This window comes from Microcystis sp. CS-574 (genome assembly GCF_028329095.1).
Lineage (GTDB): Bacteria > Cyanobacteriota > Cyanobacteriia > Cyanobacteriales > Microcystaceae > Microcystis > Microcystis ichthyoblabe_A.
Map to the genome: position 1 here is coordinate 1 of NZ_JAQMSY010000142.1, position 17,986 is coordinate 17,986.

The 17,986-nt window shown below is 43.0% G+C and carries 17 protein-coding genes, 1 tRNA gene and 1 pseudogene; 5 read left to right on the top strand and 14 right to left on the bottom strand.

The features are described 5' to 3' along the window. Positions 1-661: 661 nt before the first annotated feature. On the bottom strand, positions 662-1,900 hold the full coding sequence (locus PN470_RS11195) for an AlbA family DNA-binding domain-containing protein (protein ID WP_133158925.1): 1,239 nt from the start codon (positions 1,898-1,900) through the stop codon (positions 662-664). A gap of 637 nt (positions 1,901-2,537) precedes the next feature. Here PN470_RS11195 and speB point away from each other — a divergent pair. The 3 genes from speB to PN470_RS11210 all read left to right on the top strand — a co-directional run bounded on the left by speB (position 2,538) and on the right by PN470_RS11210 (position 4,687). Next, positions 2,538-3,437, top strand: coding sequence for an agmatinase (gene speB / locus PN470_RS11200; protein ID WP_272104562.1), 900 nt, complete (start codon positions 2,538-2,540; stop codon positions 3,435-3,437). 46 nt (positions 3,438-3,483) lie between these two features. Beyond that, positions 3,484-3,557: transfer RNA gene (locus tag PN470_RS11205), tRNA-Val, on the top strand. An 80-nt stretch (positions 3,558-3,637) separates the two neighbouring features. After that, on the top strand, positions 3,638-4,687 hold the full coding sequence (locus PN470_RS11210; RefSeq protein ID WP_002735996.1) for a Rieske 2Fe-2S domain-containing protein: 1,050 nt from the start codon (positions 3,638-3,640) through the stop codon (positions 4,685-4,687). A gap of 158 nt (positions 4,688-4,845) precedes the next feature. Here PN470_RS11210 and PN470_RS11215 read toward each other — a convergent pair whose 3' ends face one another. The 5 genes from PN470_RS11215 to lysA form a co-directional block, all read right to left on the bottom strand. Continuing rightward, positions 4,846-5,958 carry a hypothetical protein gene (locus PN470_RS11215; protein ID WP_272104553.1) on the bottom strand — a complete coding sequence of 371 codons (1,113 nt, stop codon included), beginning with the start codon at positions 5,956-5,958 and terminating at the stop codon, positions 4,846-4,848. Positions 5,959-6,088: 130 nt separating this feature from the next. After that, positions 6,089-6,403, bottom strand: a complete 315-nt coding sequence (locus PN470_RS11220; protein WP_002738222.1) for a DUF1825 family protein — start codon at positions 6,401-6,403, stop codon at positions 6,089-6,091. Positions 6,404-6,641: 238 nt separating this feature from the next. Next, positions 6,642-7,391, bottom strand: coding sequence for an isoprenyl transferase (locus tag PN470_RS11225; RefSeq protein WP_103112020.1), 750 nt, complete (start codon positions 7,389-7,391; stop codon positions 6,642-6,644). Further along, on the bottom strand, positions 7,388-8,308 hold the full coding sequence (gene cdaA, locus PN470_RS11230; protein ID WP_272104554.1) for a diadenylate cyclase CdaA: 921 nt from the start codon (positions 8,306-8,308) through the stop codon (positions 7,388-7,390). Before cdaA ends, PN470_RS11225 begins: the two co-directional genes overlap by 4 nt. 22 nt (positions 8,309-8,330) lie before the next feature. Beyond that, positions 8,331-9,734, bottom strand: a complete 1,404-nt coding sequence (gene lysA / locus PN470_RS11235; protein WP_123230298.1) for a diaminopimelate decarboxylase — start codon at positions 9,732-9,734, stop codon at positions 8,331-8,333. Positions 9,735-10,324: 590 nt separating this feature from the next. Between lysA and purM the strand changes: the two genes are divergently transcribed. Both purM and PN470_RS22160 read left to right on the top strand, forming a co-directional pair. Continuing rightward, a complete protein-coding gene (gene purM / locus PN470_RS11240) occupies positions 10,325-11,350 on the top strand; it encodes a phosphoribosylformylglycinamidine cyclo-ligase (RefSeq protein WP_002776365.1) in 1,026 nt (341 codons plus the stop codon). Between the two features lie 243 nt (positions 11,351-11,593). Continuing rightward, a pseudogene (locus PN470_RS22160) lies at positions 11,594-11,806 on the top strand (transposase); the annotation flags it as partial. Between the two features lie 18 nt (positions 11,807-11,824). Here the strand turns inward: PN470_RS22160 and xth are convergent. The 8 genes from xth to murQ form a co-directional block, all read right to left on the bottom strand. Beyond that, a complete protein-coding gene (gene xth, locus PN470_RS11250) occupies positions 11,825-12,613 on the bottom strand; it encodes an exodeoxyribonuclease III (RefSeq protein WP_002744083.1) in 789 nt (262 codons plus the stop codon). A 22-nt stretch (positions 12,614-12,635) separates the two neighbouring features. Continuing rightward, entirely contained in the window at positions 12,636-13,220 is a 585-nt protein-coding gene (locus PN470_RS11255) for a chromophore lyase CpcT/CpeT (RefSeq protein WP_002737599.1), read from the bottom strand. Positions 13,221-13,319: 99 nt separating this feature from the next. Further along, on the bottom strand, positions 13,320-13,778 hold the full coding sequence (rplI, locus tag PN470_RS11260; protein ID WP_002737358.1) for a 50S ribosomal protein L9: 459 nt from the start codon (positions 13,776-13,778) through the stop codon (positions 13,320-13,322). A gap of 69 nt (positions 13,779-13,847) precedes the next feature. Beyond that, complete coding sequence (locus PN470_RS11265; protein ID WP_016516804.1) at positions 13,848-14,207, bottom strand: hypothetical protein; 360 nt, start codon at positions 14,205-14,207, stop codon at positions 13,848-13,850. Between the two features lie 94 nt (positions 14,208-14,301). Further along, positions 14,302-14,880 carry an esterase/lipase family protein gene (locus PN470_RS11270; protein WP_002750357.1) on the bottom strand — a complete coding sequence of 193 codons (579 nt, stop codon included), beginning with the start codon at positions 14,878-14,880 and terminating at the stop codon, positions 14,302-14,304. A 109-nt stretch (positions 14,881-14,989) separates the two neighbouring features. Then, on the bottom strand, positions 14,990-15,367 hold the full coding sequence (locus tag PN470_RS11275; RefSeq protein ID WP_002744089.1) for a DUF4164 domain-containing protein: 378 nt from the start codon (positions 15,365-15,367) through the stop codon (positions 14,990-14,992). 180 nt (positions 15,368-15,547) lie between these two features. After that, positions 15,548-17,038 (bottom strand): site-2 protease family protein, encoded by a 1,491-nt coding sequence (locus PN470_RS11280; RefSeq protein ID WP_103112025.1) that lies wholly within the window; start codon positions 17,036-17,038, stop codon positions 15,548-15,550. Between the two features lie 27 nt (positions 17,039-17,065). After that, the gene (gene murQ / locus PN470_RS11285) at positions 17,066-17,986 is read right to left on the bottom strand and encodes an N-acetylmuramic acid 6-phosphate etherase (RefSeq protein ID WP_016516801.1); all 921 of its coding nucleotides are present in this window, start codon (positions 17,984-17,986) and stop codon (positions 17,066-17,068) included.

Below are 17,986 nucleotides of genomic sequence, written 5' to 3' on the forward strand. Positions count from 1 at the left end.
CTCCAAGCAGTGTCATAACTGATCCCTTTTTTCTTAGCATAATCTGATAGTTTCATGTGAACTGCAACGTAAACTTGTACTAACCATATTAGCAGTTGTTTGCAGTCATTTGCATATATTTTTTACAAAACTTTACAATACAAGGTGAGGCTCAGGCATGGGACACTTCACTTGACTACTCTGCCTACATCTTGCCGCTAGACCCAAACTAACTTTTGGATACGATGCACAGTTGGCATTCATACTAAATCTGGTTATTAAAAACTGATTATTTATTCCCCTTTGCCTTTTACCTCTTGCCTTTTGCCTCTCCTCATAACTAGCCTGTACTCAACGGATTTAGTATCATACCTTGATTCTGCAACGCCTAGACTTACAGCTTCAATCAATAGGCATGGTGCGTTCCCCAAAAATCGATCTGTGGAGCGGTAGGAGTCATATTAGGGAACGTACCAGACAAGATCGGCGATCACACTACAGTTGCATAACGGAATAATTTGATCGCATCTCCACCAATTAAATAAACCACGATCGCCCACCTAAACTATAGCGTTTCCTACGCTAGTGAGGTACACCTGTTTTTCTTACCTTTTGCCTCTTGCCTTTTGCCTAAAACCCATAACTTTTGTACCTCAGCAGACTGAAAAACGCTATATATCATCTAATCTGTCTGAGGTTTTCTTAGATAAGCAGCTAGTTCTTCAGAAATTACGAAACGAGGAGCATCATTATAGGTGATTTCATAAACTAACGCCTGATTCTCCAAAATTCTCAGCTTATTTCTAAGGTAAGCATGATCCTCAAAGTAATATTTGAGAGTGAAGTTATTGGTATCTTCACAATACATTACACCCTTATTCATAATGATAAACTGACGAGCAAATGGACAGTTTTGTAGATCACTTCTCATATCTGCTAGAAGTTCGGGAATTAGACTCTCAATATTTAGAAATACACTTTCCGAAGGCTGTGGCAGTAGAAAGCTCGGTTTAGCAATATTTTTGTGCGGAACTGCGAGTTTCAAAAGAGCTTTGTTAATTGATTCAAGTGCTGTTACTATTTTTGCTGAAGCGTCATTTATTGTAAGTGTAACAGGTGGTACTGAACCAGAAATTCCTAATCTAGTATTGTAATTATAAGAGTGGCCAGAAAGATCCTTATACTCTACTTCAAGTAGTACATTTTCTCCAAAAAGCTTATCTGCTTGAGAGTGAGTCGCCACGTCAAAAAAGAATGGATTATCTTGATCAATAACAGATATTTGGAGAGGAAATAAATTTCCTAAATTACTCATGATTTTGGGCAAGGGCGAAATATTAACCTTGACTTCAATTGCTGGGGCATCTGTAAGTGAAAGAATTCCAAGTTGAATAGCCTGCTCTTTTTCTGGTTTAAGTCTAAATAAGTGTGTTAAACGTGGTTTGGAGAAATGTCTTTTAGCCCAGATTGCATCAACAATAAAATGCTTGGCTTTGACTGTATGAGCACCTGCTCGAATGTAATAGCAATTATCATGAGCCATGTGTGGCCCAGCGTGGCTCTCATAAACGGCAACAAGCAAAACAGCCGAATCGGACTGAATGACTCCTCGTCCTACTGAATCAGATATTATTTTAATCTCATATTTAGGAACTGGTTCTACTTGATTAACAATCTGATCAGCCCAGTCGCGTAAATCTTGTCTTCCAAAATCTTTTAGATGTAGGCCATTATCAGCATTACCATGAGAGTCCACACCAGCAATAAAACACCCACCTCCAGAATTTGCAAAGGCAGATACCGCACAGCTTAGTTTCTTCTTGAGGTCTCCCAGACAAGTGCGACTTGATTTGAATTCAAAGTTATCATCCTCTGCGGATGGAAGCTGAGTGAGATCAAAATTTCCTAGGTCAATTTTCATAAGATGTGAAAAGGCGGACAAGTAGTGTAAAAAATGTTTGGCTTCTTATCAATCAAATTATACTATTTGCGGATGTAAACTCGATCCCCCTACGACAAAACTCTGCATTGAAAAACCAATTGCTTTGGCTTTGTGGTCTAACTACATATTACACGGAAAATTTCTGTATAACACTCTCCAGAGTAACGATACGGGTCAACTTTCTGTATATTACTTCATTTAAGCGCAATCACCAGAACTTTTCCCTATATCACCCCCAAAAGCTTGTTAGCCAGATTAGCATCTTGCCAAAAACCTTGTGTAACTAAATTCCTGACAAATTAGGCTTATTCTAGCGATGACTCCTATATCTGACCGCACCCCTTGACAAAAATTTATAATTATTCGACCTTTAGCGATCGCTATCAGGGGATAATTGTTTTTTGTTACAGCAGTGTGGAGCAGCCTAACTGATGGCTATATGTCCAGATTATCGCCCGCAACAAACCAATCTTGAGCGAGAAATCGAGGGATGTATCTATTGATAGATACGGGGTTTTGGCTATTGTAGTAGATATGTCTGGGTCAGTTGAGATAGACAAAAATAGTCAAAATATTTATAATGGAAAATTGGACTAAAATTTTCTGTGACTTGCCCATGTTATTGTCTTGCGCCACCGGTAGCGAACAATTTTTAGGGAGTGAAGCGATCGCATCTTACGCCACAGCTAAGGCCGTGATCCTGCCGATTCCCTACGAGGCCACCACCACCTATCGCAAGGGTTGTGAAACCGGACCGGCGGCGGTGATTACCGCTTCCCAACAATTGGAAGCCTATGACGAGGAACTTAAGAGGGAAACCTGTTTAGAAGTGGGCATCTATACCCATGATGCGATCGCCGATACCCGTCAGCAACCGCAATTGTCCGCCGAGGAGATGTTAGCCGTCACCACAGCTACAGTTTCTCGTTTAATTGCCGATGATAAATTTGTCGTCGCCGTCGGGGGTGAACACGCTATCACCACGGGAGTAGTACAAGCTTATCGACAAGCTTTATCGGAACCTTTTACGGTGGTTCAAATTGATGCTCATGGCGATATGCGTTTTGAGTACGAAGGATCGCACCATAACCACGCCTGTGTGATGCGTCGGGTGTTAGAAATGGGTTTACCGACCTTACCCGTGGGAATTCGGGCTATTTGTCGGGAAGAAGCGGAATTAATCGCTAAACAGCAGATTCCTGTGATTTGGGATCGAGATATCGCCGGTGATCCGAATTGGATCGAAAAAGCGATCGCCAAAATTACCACCGAGAAGGTATTTTTAACCATAGACGTGGATGGCATTGATCCCGCTTTAATTCCGGGGGTGGGAACACCGGAACCGGGGGGGTTAAGTTGGCATCAAACCCTAAACTTTCTCCGTCGTCTTTTCCAAACTCATCAGGTGATTGGCTGCGATGTGATGGAATTGGCCCCGATTAGTGATTCGGTGGTCTCGGAATTTACCACTGCCAAGTTAATTTATAAGTTAATTGGCTATCAATTTACTGCCTAGGGGCTTGCCTAATTAGGAGCAATCGTGTTATAATAGCGATCCGTGCGGACGTATAGCTCAGTTGGTTAGAGTACATCGTTGACATCGATGGGGTCACTGGTTCGAATCCAGTTACGTCCATAAATTATCTGCCCTAGTCTTGGTCATAACCTTCATCTCTGATGATAGGATGAACGATCGAAGCTCTCCAGACAAACCCTATGACTAGCTTACTGCGCGACTTTTGGTATGTGGCCACACCGGCAAATAAACTTAAACCCGGTCAGCTAATGGCCAAAAAAATGCTAGGTGAACCGATTGTTGTCGGCAGGAGAGAGGATGGAGAAGTGTTCGCATTGCGGGACATTTGCCCCCATCGTGGCATTCCGCTGCACCATGGTTGGATTGAAGGGGATGGGGTGTACTGTTGCTATCATGGCTGGAAATTTAACACTAGCGATGGCGTTTGTTCTGAGATTCCCTCATTAACGGAACACGATCGCCTTGATATTAGCAGAATTTGTGTCACCAGTTATCCCTGTCGTGAAATACAAGGTCATATCTGGGTGTTTATTCCAGCAGACTCAAAAAGAGAAATTAATCGAGAAAATCTGCCCCCTGTGCCGACTATTGCCGATTTTGGCAAACTTACCCCCAAAATAGCCGAAACTATCACTTTTGACTGCAATATTGACCATGCAGTGGTGGGATTGATGGATCCGGCCCACGGTCCCTACGTTCATACTTCTTGGTGGTGGCGCAGCGGTCCGCGCAAATTTCGGGTCAAGGAAAAACAATACGAACCTGTTCCCCTCGGTTTTCGTCTTGCCCCCTATGATATGCCAGTAAGTGCGAAACCCTATAAAATTTTGGGTAATAAAGTATCGATTGAAATTGTTTTTGAATTGCCCTCGGTGCGTACAGAAATACTACGAGGCGATCGCTATTTGGCCTGTGCTTTTACGGCAATTACTCCCATCGATGAAAATCACTGCGAAGTCCATCAAAGTTTATACTATACGATTCCTTGGTTGGCATTTTTAACCCCTCTTTTGCGTTATTTAACTCTACAATTCCTCAAACAGGATCGCGATGTGGTGATTAAACAACAGGAAGGACTTAGTTATCATCCAGCTTTGATGTTAATTGATGATGCCGATACCCAGGCCAAATGGTATTATCGCCTCAAACAAGAATACGAAAAATCTCAAGCAGAAAAGCGGGATTTTGTCAACCCCATTAAAGCACAAATTTTACGGTGGCGCAGTTAGAATTAAGTAGCTGGTTATAATTAAATTAAAAATGGATTTTAGGTTCGATCCCCCCTTAGTCCCCCCTTGATAAGGGGGGTGTCGATCCCCCCTTAATCCCCCCTTGATAAGGGGGATATGTGATAATTTTTAATGCCTACCTACTTAGATGATTTTATTTAGGTTCTGCCTAGGGATTTATTGACACTGGTTTCAATTTGATAAATAGAGGAAAGGACGCTACCTTGATGATTATTGACTAGATCATATTTGACTTCTTGTAAATAATTAAAAATGGCATCCCGCAGAATCGGTTTTTCAATGTTTACCGTGTGCTGATAGTCCCATAAATCCCAAACTATCAAACCAATTCCCACGATTGGATCGATTAATTCTGCGCCAAAACTACTCGCTACTGCTCCACCGGTTTTAGTGGCAATTTTCGCCCCGGTTTTTCCCGCTAGGGACAAATAAACTGTGCTGCCCACTTTCACCACTGGGATGAGAGATTTAACTCCCAAAGCAGTGGCACCACCGACTAAAAGTTTAATTGATGTGTTAGAAATATTGCCCTCGGTATCTTGAATTGTTATGGCTATATCGCTAAGATAACGATCCCATTTACCTTGGGGAATTTGATAACTGGCCTGAATATTCTCTAATTCATTGCTTAAATTATTGACATATAAATTAACAGCATCCCTAGTAATTCTCTCTAGACGTAATTGTGCTTCTTGGGGACGAATTACCCGTTTAGTAAACTCGGTTTGAATAGTTTTGGTCAAATTTTCTGCCACCACCTGTTCCGGGGGTGGATTATCTGTATTGACCCAGTGAGCGATCGAGGAGTATAATCCGCTTAAAAAGGCCTTACCCTCAAATTGTTTTTGATTGAAATAGTTAAAATACCAAGGCAAAAAACCCTGATCTACTCGTGTCATCAACTCCTCCACCCATCCCTCAATTTCTCCTAGGGCGAAGTTTTGAGAATTGGCTCTCGCTGTCTGTAAAGCTTGGCTAATTTCTCGATCAATTTTACTGTTAGATTTTTGGGGTATAGTGATGGGAATCTCTAGGTTAGTTTCGGTAGCAACCCTAGTTTTTAACGGTTCATTGCTGGTAGTTCCTAGCCAAATTTTCCCTAAAAGAGGCACGATAACCACTAGAACAACTATAGCCCAAATTAACGGGGTGATCGCCTTAATCAGTTGACTGATTGCCTGAATACGGTTAGTTTTTTCACTATACTGAGGTGGCTCAATATTTTCCTGTGAATCTGGCCTGGAGTTCATCAGCTAACCTACTTAAAATTATTAGATCATCGTTCTCGAAAAACCGCAGAAACCCCAATTTTCCGAGCAGTAAACTGGAGAGAGCATTATCGGGCAAAAGACAGCCAATACCCGATAAATATCGGCAATTTTAGCGAATTTCTGCCTTCATCCGCTCAAGGGTTTGCTGCATTTGGTCGAACATCATTTGGGGAGTCATGCCAAATTGACCTAGTTGGGTTTTTAGCTGTTCTACGGTCATTTGGGCGGAGAAATCCTCAGATAACTCGAAACGCTTCATAAATATCTTGTAGCGTTCCATTAACTCCTCCATCCTATCGATAAAGATGATTTTACCCTCTCGATCGAATTTCCCGTACTCGCTGCCCAGTTGTGTGAGAGACTGGTAATCCTCAAATAGCTGTCTAGCTTCCTGTTGAACCACTTCTGAGTCAAAGAATCCCATAATCTTAAAACGGCTTATCGTCGATAGTTATTTTCCATCCTATTTTATTTTAGCCGGGGAAAAAGTCTAGCTCTGGCCGATTTACGGATTACCGTATTGGGGAAATGGAGAGGATCACAAACGGCCCCCGTCACGGTTTAACCGTTGTCTCAGGGAGTTTAAGATGAAAAGTGAAAAATCAAAAATTGTCCTTTAACTGCCCCACAGGGGCTATTTCGCTAAATTTGGGCTGTAGCCCTTATAATTTGCCAAAACGACGATGACGACCCTGATAATCTTTTAAAGCGCGGTGAAATTGCACTCGATCGAAATCGGGCCAGAGGGTGTCAGTAACGTAGATTTCTGCGTAGGCCATTTGCCATAGTAAAAAATTACTAATTCGCATTTCCCCACCACTGCGAATTAACAGGTCTGGGTTAGGAATCCCAGCAGTATAAAGATACTGTGCAAAGAGAGATTCATCGATCGCTTCTGGGGAGACTAAACCCTGTTGCACCTGACGAGCGATCGCCTGACAAGCTTGCACGATCTCCTCTCGGCCACCATAACTAGCAGCCACCGTAAATTGAATACCGGAATTTTTGCTAGTTTCTGCTTGAGATTTAGCAATTTCCCGTCTTAAAGACTCTGGCAAGGCTGATAAATTACCAATAAAGCGAATTTTGACATTTTTCTGCATCATTTCTTGCAATTCCCGCTGCAAAAACCGCTCGAGTAGAGTCATTAAAAATTCTACTTCCTCAAGGGGACGACCCCAATTTTCCGTAGAAAAAGCGTAAGCGGTTAAAGCGGGAATCCCCCACTCACCACAACAGCGCAGCAAGTCTTTGAGTGCATCTACTCCCCGTTGATGGCCCATAGTCCGTGGCAAACCACGACTTTTCGCCCAACGACCGTTCCCATCCATAATCACTGCGACGTGCTGAGGCAAACGGTTTTTATCTAAATCCGTAGGTAATTCTGGTGACAAGCTCGGTTTAACAGTCATTTTTTATCTTTGGGGGTTGCGCTAGACGAACGGGAGAATTTTTCTAAGATTAGACGGCCTTTTAAGCCAATTGTACGCCCTAAACGTCCCCAACTCGGTGCGACCACTTCCCCCTCTCCCGACGGAGAAAACTTCGCTTCGAGCAGCTCTTTTAGTTTACTACTGGTTAAAGGCCGATCCAAATTCCCCCCCGACGCGAGGGAAATCGAGCCAGTTTCCTCAGAAACCACAATACAGATGCAATTATCTAGCCTTTCGGTAATGCCCATGGCTGCCCGATGACGGGTGCCTAATTGCCTAGAGGTACTGCGCTCCGATAGGGGTAGAATAACACCAGCGGCCACCACTCGATCGCCCCGAATAAATACGGCTCCATCGTGCAGTAAAGTTTTAGTTTGAAAAATAGTTTGAATTAATTCCTTAGATACTTGGCCATTTAGCATCACCCCCGGATTGACAAACACCTTGGTGTCGAGATTGCCACTGGTTTCTAATACCATCAGCGCACCGGTGCGATTTTGAGATAGATCCTTCACCGCGTCCACTAACTCATCAATGACATTATCGGTCTTGGGAGTGGGGGAACTTTTCTGAAATAATTCCCACACTTGACCTTTGCCCAATAATTCTAAAAAACGGCGGAATTCCGACTGAAAAATCACAGCGATCGCCACAGCTGCCCCCAAAATCAATTTTTCTAGGACTAACCCCAGCAAGCGCAATCCTAGAGCATCGCTAATCACCGAGGCCAGCATTAAGTAGATTAGTCCTCGCACCATCCAAAAGGTACGCCGCTCGCCGATAATTAGCAGCAGCATATAGGTAAGGAGGAGAACTAACCCAAAGTCTAGGAATGACAGACCATGGCTGAGAATCCAGGACAATAACCGGCGAGGGTCTAGAAAAAAACCCGACATGGGGGGACAATAGCGATGAGGTTTATATTAAGGAGAGTCGATTGGGTAAGCGGTCTTGACGCAGCAGATCCGCCAGGTTTTCCCGTTCAAGGATCAGATTAGCTTCTCCGTTTTGGACAATTACCGCCGCCGGACGGGGTAAGCGGTTGTAATTAGAAGCCATACTGTAGTTATAGGCCCCCGTGGCTAAAACCACTAAAATATCCCCTGGGTTGGTTTTCGGTAGCGCAATATCCTTAATTAGAATATCGCCAGATTCACAATGTTTTCCAGCTATTGTCACCACTTCCTGACATTCTTGACTCATTTTATTGGCGACCACGGCCCGGTAAACCGATTGATAGGTAATCGGTCGGGGATTATCGGACATTCCGCCATCGACGGCGATATAGGTGCGGATTTCGGGGATTTCTTTGCGATTACCCACTGTATAGGCTGTTACGCAAGCGGTGGCAATCAGAGAGCGTCCCGGTTCGGCAATAAGCAGCGGATAAGCGATACCTCTTTCCTGACAAGCTTTGGCCACTGCTAAGGACACCGCTTGTACCCATTCCTCGATACTTGGGGGGTCATCACTTTCAAGGTAGCGAATCCCTAAACCACCACCGACGTTTAATTGCTCTAGGGGTAAACCCCGTTCTAAACCTAATTTAAACCAATCTGCCAAGACAGAGGCTAAGTCTTGGTGGGGTTGACGTTCAAAAATCTGGGAACCGATGTGAGCGTGTAAACCCAGACAATTCAGCTGCGGATGAGCTAAAACATAGTCAAATACTGCTTCGATTTGATGGGGGTCAAAACCAAATTTACTGTCTAAGTGACCCGTGCGAATGTATTCGTGGGTGTGGCACTCGATACCGGGGGTTAACCGCAATAGAACCGGAATAGGGGTATCAGGACGATTTTCGCCTAATTTAACCAGATTTTCTAACTCTAGCCAGTTATCAACGATAATAATGCAGTTATGCTCGATCGCGTATTCTAATTCGGCGATCGATTTGTTATTACCATGAAAGTATATTGGCACAGCGGTTTTATTGATCTGGTCTAAAGCGGTTAACACCGTGTGAATTTCTCCGGCCGACACCACATCAAAACCTAATCCTTCACTAGCGACCACGGCCGATACGGCCAGGCAATTCCACGCTTTCGAGGCATAAATTACCCTAGATTCTCCGGGATAATGGGTCTGGAAACCTTGCAGGTATTGACCACAGGCAGTGCGGAGGGTGACTTCATCGATAATATACAAGGGTGAACCGAAACGTTCCACTAGGGTGGTCACATCGCAACCACCGATTTCTAGACAATCGCGGTTATTAACCTTGGCTGTCAGGGGTAACAGGGTTTGATTCGGGGATAGACAATCTTGATAGGCTAAATATTTTTGTCCGGAATTGCTGATTTTAGGTTCAGTTGATAGCATGATCGGTGTTTTTTGTCAAGAAATCGATAATTTTTGTTACAATCTCCGCGCATCCCCGATTCAGTCAAGGGAATTTTGACCGTCGGTGATCTAGATATAGTCATTTCAATTCAGATTGAGAATATCAATGCCAGAGTTCATAAGGATTCAACCAGTCTAGATTGTATCAGACTTATCTGAAATGACGATAACCAAAATAGTTATCTCTTTCACTTTACGACCAGTTCTAACCTTTCTCTGATCAGTAAAAATCCTTGGGAAATCCTGCTAAGTACCTAAGCAAAATTAATTACACATATCTAACCCCGCTCTTGCCTCTTGCCTCTTGCCTATCTTCACTAGGAAATTAATTTTGCACGACTACTTACTAAATCTGGTTATTAAAAACTGATTATTTATTCTCCTTTGCTTATTGCCAAATGCCTAAATTGCCAAATGCCTTTCTCTGTAAGAGTTTCATTCCTTATAACCCTGTCCGTTGCATAAGACAAACCGAAGAACCATAATTCATAATTCATAATTTATAACTCATAATTCCCATAGGACTGAAATCTGGGTAAAATTTGAGAGATACAATCGGTCAATTGGGCATGGATTATAAAGAAGCAGGCGTGGATGTGGAAGCGGGACGCGCTTTCGTCGAGAAAATTCGCCAAAATGTGGAAAGTACCTTCCGTCCCGAAGTTATCGGCGGTTTAGGCGGTTTTGGCGGCTATTTTCAGTTACCTTCTGGTTATCAGCAACCGGTGTTAGTATCGGGAACTGATGGTGTGGGAACCAAGCTGAAAATTGCCCATAGTCTCAATTGCCATGATACGGTGGGAATTGACCTGGTGGCCATGTGCGTCAACGATGTCCTAACCTCCGGGGCCGAACCTTTATTTTTCTTGGATTATCTCGCCACTGGTAAACTGGAAGCGTCACAGTTAGCGGCGGTGGTATCGGGAATCGCTAGTGCCTGTCGTGATAGTGGTTGTACTCTTTTGGGAGGGGAAACGGCGGAGATGCCGGGGTTTTATTCGGCGGGAGAGTACGATTTGGCGGGTTTTTGCGTCGGTATTGTCGAAAAAAGTCAATTACTCGACGGCAGTAAGGTGCAAATCGGCGATGTGGCTATCGGTTTAGGCAGTAGTGGGGTTCACAGTAACGGTTTTAGTCTTGTTCGTAAGATTATCGACACCCAGGGCTTAAATTGGCAAGATTGCCCCGCAATTTTAGCCGGCTCTAGCTTAGGTGAAGTTTTGTTAACTCCCACTAGACTTTATGTTAAACCTGTGCTAGAACTGCTACGCTCTGGGTTAGATATTCACGCCATGGCCCACATTACTGGGGGTGGCATCCCGGAAAATTTGCCCCGCTGCTTGGGTAAAGGGCAGTCTGTGCGGATTTACCGCGAAAGTTGGCCAGTTTTGCCAATTTTTCACTGGTTAGCCCAGATGGGTTCGGTTAATGCCGAAGCCATGTTTAATACTTTTAATATGGGTATCGGTTTTGTGATCATTGTCCCATCAGATGTGGCGCAATTGACTATTAATCAACTACAATCCTCTGGGATTAATGCCTACCAAATCGGCGAAGTGATTGCCGGTAAGGGAGAAATTGTTGGGCTTGATTAAAGTTAGTTGAGGCTAAGAAGATTTTGCCATCAATTCCACCAAAAAATCAGGTTGACTGGCTGGGATAGCAGCAGCGTTTCGGCCTATCCCTAACCCAATTTATATTAACGTCAGTTCGGGATAAGGGTGGAAAGAAAAGGCGGGGGCTAGTAAGCTGAAAAATATATAAACTCAGCACCCCCAACCCATCTATGTCTAGTCGAGAAGCTCTTTTCTGTCCTGTCGACGACGGATATTGAGTTTTTTGCTAAACCCAAACGGAACCTGAAAAATCGCTTAATCCGCCTTCATGACCAGCTTTTATCCCGTAAGCGTTCTATTGTCGAGACTATTATTGACCAACTCAAGAACATCTCTGGGATTGAACATTCCCACCACCGCAGTCCTGTTAATTTTTGCGTTAATCTTCTCTGTGGTTTGATTGCTTACTGTCACCAGCCGAAAAAACCCTCCTTGAAGTTAGCTATTTTTGCCTTATATTTCGAGAATAACGGGGGTATGATCGCTAGGTTTTTCTTGTTTTCTGGGCTCTCGATCGATCAGACAATTAACGGCTTTTTCGTATAGCTGAGGAGTTAAATAAAGATGATCGATTCGCCAACCTCGGTTACGAGCAAAACCACCGCTGCGATAATCCCACCAACTATAATGTCCTGCTGCTGAGGTGAATTTTCTAAAGGCATCTTGTAAACCAATTTCTAAGACCTTTTCTAAAGCTTCTCTTTCTTTAGCTGAAGACATAATATGATTTTCTTTGCCTTTGGGATCATAAATATCTTTATCTTCTAAGGCAATATTAAAATCACCGCAGATACATAATTCTTGGGGTTGAGAATTAATAATTTTATCTAGATATTTCCTAAGAGTTTCTAACCATTTAAGCTTATAAATATATTTATCACTATCTAGGGAAGAACCATTAGGAACGTAGAGATTAATAATCCGAATATCGCCGATTACTCCAGTAATTAAACGTTTTTGTTCGTCTAGTTCTCCCGTTAAATTTTCGCCGATAATCGGACTAAATCCCACAGTGATATCGTCCAGGGGTTTCTGGCTAAAAATCGCTACACCATTATAGGCTTTTTGTCCAGAAATATAGAGATGATAACCCAAAGATTCAAAAGCTTCTCTGGGAAAATCTCGATCAATTACCTTGGTTTCTTGCAAGCATAAAACCTCAACGGGATTGAGTTGTAACCAATTAATTACCTGATCTTGTCGGCTGCGAATCGAGTTGACATTCCATGTGGCGATTTTCATAGCTAAAAACCGAGAATTTTTCTCACACTTCCTCAGCAAAACTACTGCGACGCACAAACTCAAAGGGACCGGCGATCGAACCCCAGACTAATTGATCGGTTTCGGGATCTAAACCGCGATCAACGCTAATTAATCCCTGTTCACTAATTTCAAAACTATTATCCAAATAAGTCATTTTATCTTTGCGAAAGACTAAACATTGTTTCCCCGGTTTCACCACCCCTTTAAAACTGTTACCTGTCCAAGTTACATTCATATCACAACCCGGCATCGGTTCTAATAACTCTAAGCTGAGATTTTTGAGACGCTGGGGTTCTCTAGAAGCACCAAAAAAGTTAGCTTCCTCTTTAACTTTAAAGTTTTCTAGTTCAATATGGTCATCGACTACCGATAATTTAAATACTCGTAAACGATAGGGAGTATTGAGCATAAAATCGTAGGCCTGCTCTAAAAATAAACTGGTTCCCTTCAGTAATTCATCGGGTAAAGGACGCATACACACGCGAATATGGGCAAAAAAAGGCGGATTAGCAAAAGCTTGTTCTTGATTACTAAAATCGGCCGCCATCCAGCGTGCTAGGGTTTTTATATCCGTAGAATGAGTCATAATTTTTGATATTTTAATGGCTATTAGCTATCAGCGATCAGCTAGTTAATCGCTCTGATAAATTTTCACTGATTACTGATAACTATGCCCCGACAATTTTTATTGTGCAATTACTTTAATTTCGATATCGGCACTAACTTCGGGATGGAGTTTGACTTGTACTTTATAGACTCCCAATTGACCGATATCGGGAACGGTAATACCACGGCGATCAATTTCTAATTTGGCATTTTCTAGAATAACCGTAGCCACATCTTGACTGGTGACAGTACCGAAAATCGCCTCGTTTTCACCCACCTGTTTAGGGATGGTGTAGGGACTGAGTTTTTCGATCGCAGTTTTTCTGGTTTCCGCTTCTTGTTTTTCGGCGAGGAGACGTTGACGCTCTTTTTCTTTCCTAAATTCTGCCTGTTTAATCGCGCCTTTGGTGGCTAAAACGGCCACACCTTGGGGAATAAGGTAATTGCGGGCATAACCGGGTGCCACTTCCACCACATCGCCATTTTCACCTAATTTGCTGACTTTTTGATTGAGGATAACCTGCATTCGTTTCGCCATGATCTTGACCTAAAACAATAGTTCCAAAACCTTTATCATACCATGCAATCGTCAAGTGTTGATCACAAGTTAGTTATTGCTGGCGGCGATTATTTGGGTTAATAGGGGACCGATTGCCTGAAAGGCCGAGGGTAAAACCGCTACGGTGGCGGCTGCGATAATAATTGTCGTGGCCAATCTCAGCACTTTCTCGGAGGCTTTTTCGTAGGTGTCAAATTTATAGTCGAGCTTGTCTAATCTTTGGTCTATTTCCTGAAAGCGTTGCCCCATAGCATCAAAACGTTGGTCTATTTCCTCAAAACGTAGATCTATCGCCTCAAAACGTTGATTTACTGCTGTTTGGAAGCTTTTCAGTTCGTTGAGAACATCGGTTAGGGTGGGTTCTTGAGTGGACATGGTGACACCTTGGGGAATTTGATCGCCTAACACAATTATAACCTTAAGTCAAGCTTTTTTGATAAAAATTAACTTTTTTGTCGGTAATATTTTGACCTTGTTCCAGTGTTGGAGACAACCAGTATTTCTATTCTAATAAGGTCTCTTTAATTGTTGTTAAAACTTTGCTATCTTTGACCATCCAAGCATGAAGCAATACGGGAATCGAAATTTCTTTCCCCACCGATAAACGGGAACTATGGGCAGGAAATATCATTAAATCGTAGGGAGTCCAGATAATTGTGGTTTTAATTTTATTTAAAATTTGTTGACAATCTTTATTTAAATCCTCTAGAAATTGACTCCCTGGCTGCATTTGTCTAATCCCATCTAAGGGTAAACTATATGCGGTTAAAGTGCCTCGATTCGGGGCAGAAATATTTAGGTAACGTTGCACTCTTGCCACCCCTCCTAATCTTTGCAGGTAGTAGCGGGTAATTAATCCTCCCATACTAAACCCAATCAGATCTACTTTCTGCTCTTTAGCAAAGTTTTTCTCGATATAATTGTCCACCTGACCGGCTAAAACTTCTAACTTTTCGTAACCATGATTGGGAATTAGATTAAAACTATGCACCTGCCAACCATGATAGTTTAAATACTCGCTCATCGGTTTAAAAACAGCCGTAGTGTCCAGAAAACCATGCACCAAAACAACGGGATTCATAGATGAGGTTTTATCCTTAAATTCTGAATCTATTCTAACGGATGATCGGGGTAATGAGGGAAAAATTTTTGGGAAGAGCCTATCTACTAGGTGCGGCTACCGGCAACTTCTAAGGATTAGGGAAAAAACCAAAAAGTTTAGCGGCACCTCCTAAAATAGCGACTACCAATGCTATCAGAATCCCTCGATTGGTGAATTCCTGATAGGCAACCCTTGCAGTTAATCCCTCGATTTTTGTACTTACTCGTTCATCCAGAGCTTTGATTTCTCCCTTGAGTTCGGCCTGTCCTATTTCTACTTTAGTTAACCGGTCTTCTATCTTGTCAAATCTCTCATCAATACGTTTTTCCAGAGAGTCGATTTTCTCGTCAATACGTTTTTCCAGAGAGTCGATTTTCTCGTCAAGGCGTTTTTCCAGAGAGTCGATTTTCCCCTCAATTCTTGTCAGGACAGCTTCTAGGGAATAAGTGACAGTTTCGTTAGACATTTTGAGCAACTCCAAAAGTCAAATCTCCAGGGCTAAATGCTGGGGGCTATATCTTACCGAAAAATCAGGGGTCTATAGGCGGACGCGGATTCCCATTATAATAAAATAATAAGTCAAGACTTGAGTTTTTGTCAAGCTTTTTTTTGACGGCAATCAATGGCAAGAATTTCGGGGAAGTATTTAGCCACCAATGCCTAAACGTCCCGCTAAACTAGGGCTTAAAGGAATCAGAGTCGCTAACATTAAAAAGAGCAGTAATAAACCCCAACCAGCGCGGGTGTCATCGGGTTCGGTCAACTCGTTTAAACTAGGTCTTTCCAACTCTCTTTGTAAAAAAGCGACTAAAATTGTCCAATAGAGAGGAATGGGATTGCTAGAATTAACTAAGGAAATAATGCCCAAAATAACCAAAGTGGCCACAGTGGTACGGCGGGCAATTTTGCGACCATAAATAGCCTGAACAATTCTGCCACCATCTAACTGTCCGGCGGGCAGTAAATTAAGGGCAGTAATCACCAATCCTAACCAACCAATAACAGTTAAAGGATGCACGGAGATAACGGCATTTTGTAACTCGTCACCTAAAACTATCCGCGCTAAAAAACTCACTAAAATTGAACTTTGGAAAAAGGTACTAGGGATTTGAAAAAGGCTGGCAGAATTAGATAAAGTCAGTCCAACAATTAACAAGATTAAAGAAACCAAACCTCCCAAAGCAGGACCAGCAAAAGCTATATCAAATAGGACACTGCGGTTAGGTAATAAAGATTCAAAACGAGTAATCGCCCCAAAAGAACCAATCTGCCAAGTGGGAAGAAAATAGGGTAAACTGAGACGAACATTATGGCGTTTAGCGATAATTAGATGACCAATTTCGTGGGCAATTAATACCGACCATAAACCCAAACTGAGGGGAATTGCTTCTCGATATCTCTGCCAATTACTAAACAAATCAAAACCTAATAAAATTCCCGCCGCTTCTAAGCTGGTGACAATGGTAGCGACTAACAAAACTAAAGAGAGATTTTTTTGAGCAAGAGTTGCAGGACTAGGATCATTAGTTTTGGGAAGGATAATTACCACTGGTTTTTCCTCGGTTCCTTCCACCAGAAATAAACGATATTTATCACCAAAATGATTACTTAATTTCTGGGTTAAGCGCGAGTGAACTATATCCGGTTCTCCCCGTAAATTGCCTTTAAAAATTGCCCCTTCCTGAAAAGAGATAGTTTCGGTGGCAAAAAAAGTATCTATCCCAAAAATACTCTGAATAACTTTTAGATCCTGTTCGGAAATTGGCATCACATCCGGCACAATTACTGTCACCGCTGCCGGGGTTTCTAGGGGAGTAACGGACTGGCTAACTGCTGGGTTAACTTTTGGTTCAATTATCTGATTGGTTTTCAGTAAGCGTAAACGGTTGCCTAAATAAATATAGATAATTGTGGAAGCAACCAGTAAAAAGAGAATTACCGCTAGATTGAGAGCAATTCCCGCCGCAAATAGCCCGAAAAAAATTAACCAAGGAGCTATTAGTACCAAGGATTGTAACCAAGGTAAAATTCCCAGTTGGCCGTAGGGTTTAGACCGATAAAAACTCCAAGTCAAGATAGCACCAGCGACGAGGAAAATAACAGCGACCGCAGCAATTTCCGAAGAAATATTAACCATAGGAAAGTCAAAATCAATAGGTTTTTATCAATCAATTTGATTATAAGCTTGCAGAGCGGCCCGTAATTGACCCCGATGTTTTTGTAACAATTCTTGTCCTGAATCCGCCGAAAGTCCCGTTTTCTGCATTAACAAAGCCAGTTTAACCCGGCGGCCACTTTTTTCCAGTAAAATTGCCGCTTCCTCACGACTAATATCGCTAAGGTGGCAGATAATCCGTAGGGCGCGGTCATGGAGTTTATGATTAGTAACAGCCACATCGACCATCTGGTTGCCGTAAACCTTGCCTAACATTACCATTGTCCCTGTGGAAAGGATATTTAAAGCCATTTTCGTCACCGTTCCCGCTTTCAGGCGGGTGGAGCCAGCCAAAAGTTCTGGTCCGGTCAATAAGCGGATATCCACATCCACGGCGATCTCCACCTGTTCGGCGGGGACACAACTAATGGCAATCGTCGTCGCACCTCGCTGTTTTGCCGCCTGTAAAGCCCCGTGAACGTAGGGGGTTGTCCCCCCGGCGGTAATCCCGACTACCACGTCTAATTCGTGAATTTCTCGCTGGGCAATAATCGCCGCCCCATCTTCCGCTTTATCCTCCAAATCTTCGGAACTACGCACCAGCGCCGCCGCTCCACCGGCAATAATTCCCTGTACCAATTCCGGGGGAGTGCAGAAGGTGGGAGGACATTCGGCCGCGTCCAAAACCCCCAGCCGGCCACTGGTTCCCGCCCCAATGTAAAAGAGCCTACCACCCTTAGCCAGAGCTTGACTGGTCAGGGAGATTGCTAGGGCCAATTCTTGCCGGGCTATGGCGATCGCTTTTAGGGTTTGGGCATCCTCGCGATTGAAGAGATCCACCAATTCGAGCGGGTTTAATTGGTCTAAATTTAGGCTGTTTGGGTTAATTTGTTCGGTTAACAGGTGTCCTCTGCTTTCCCACTGTTCCAT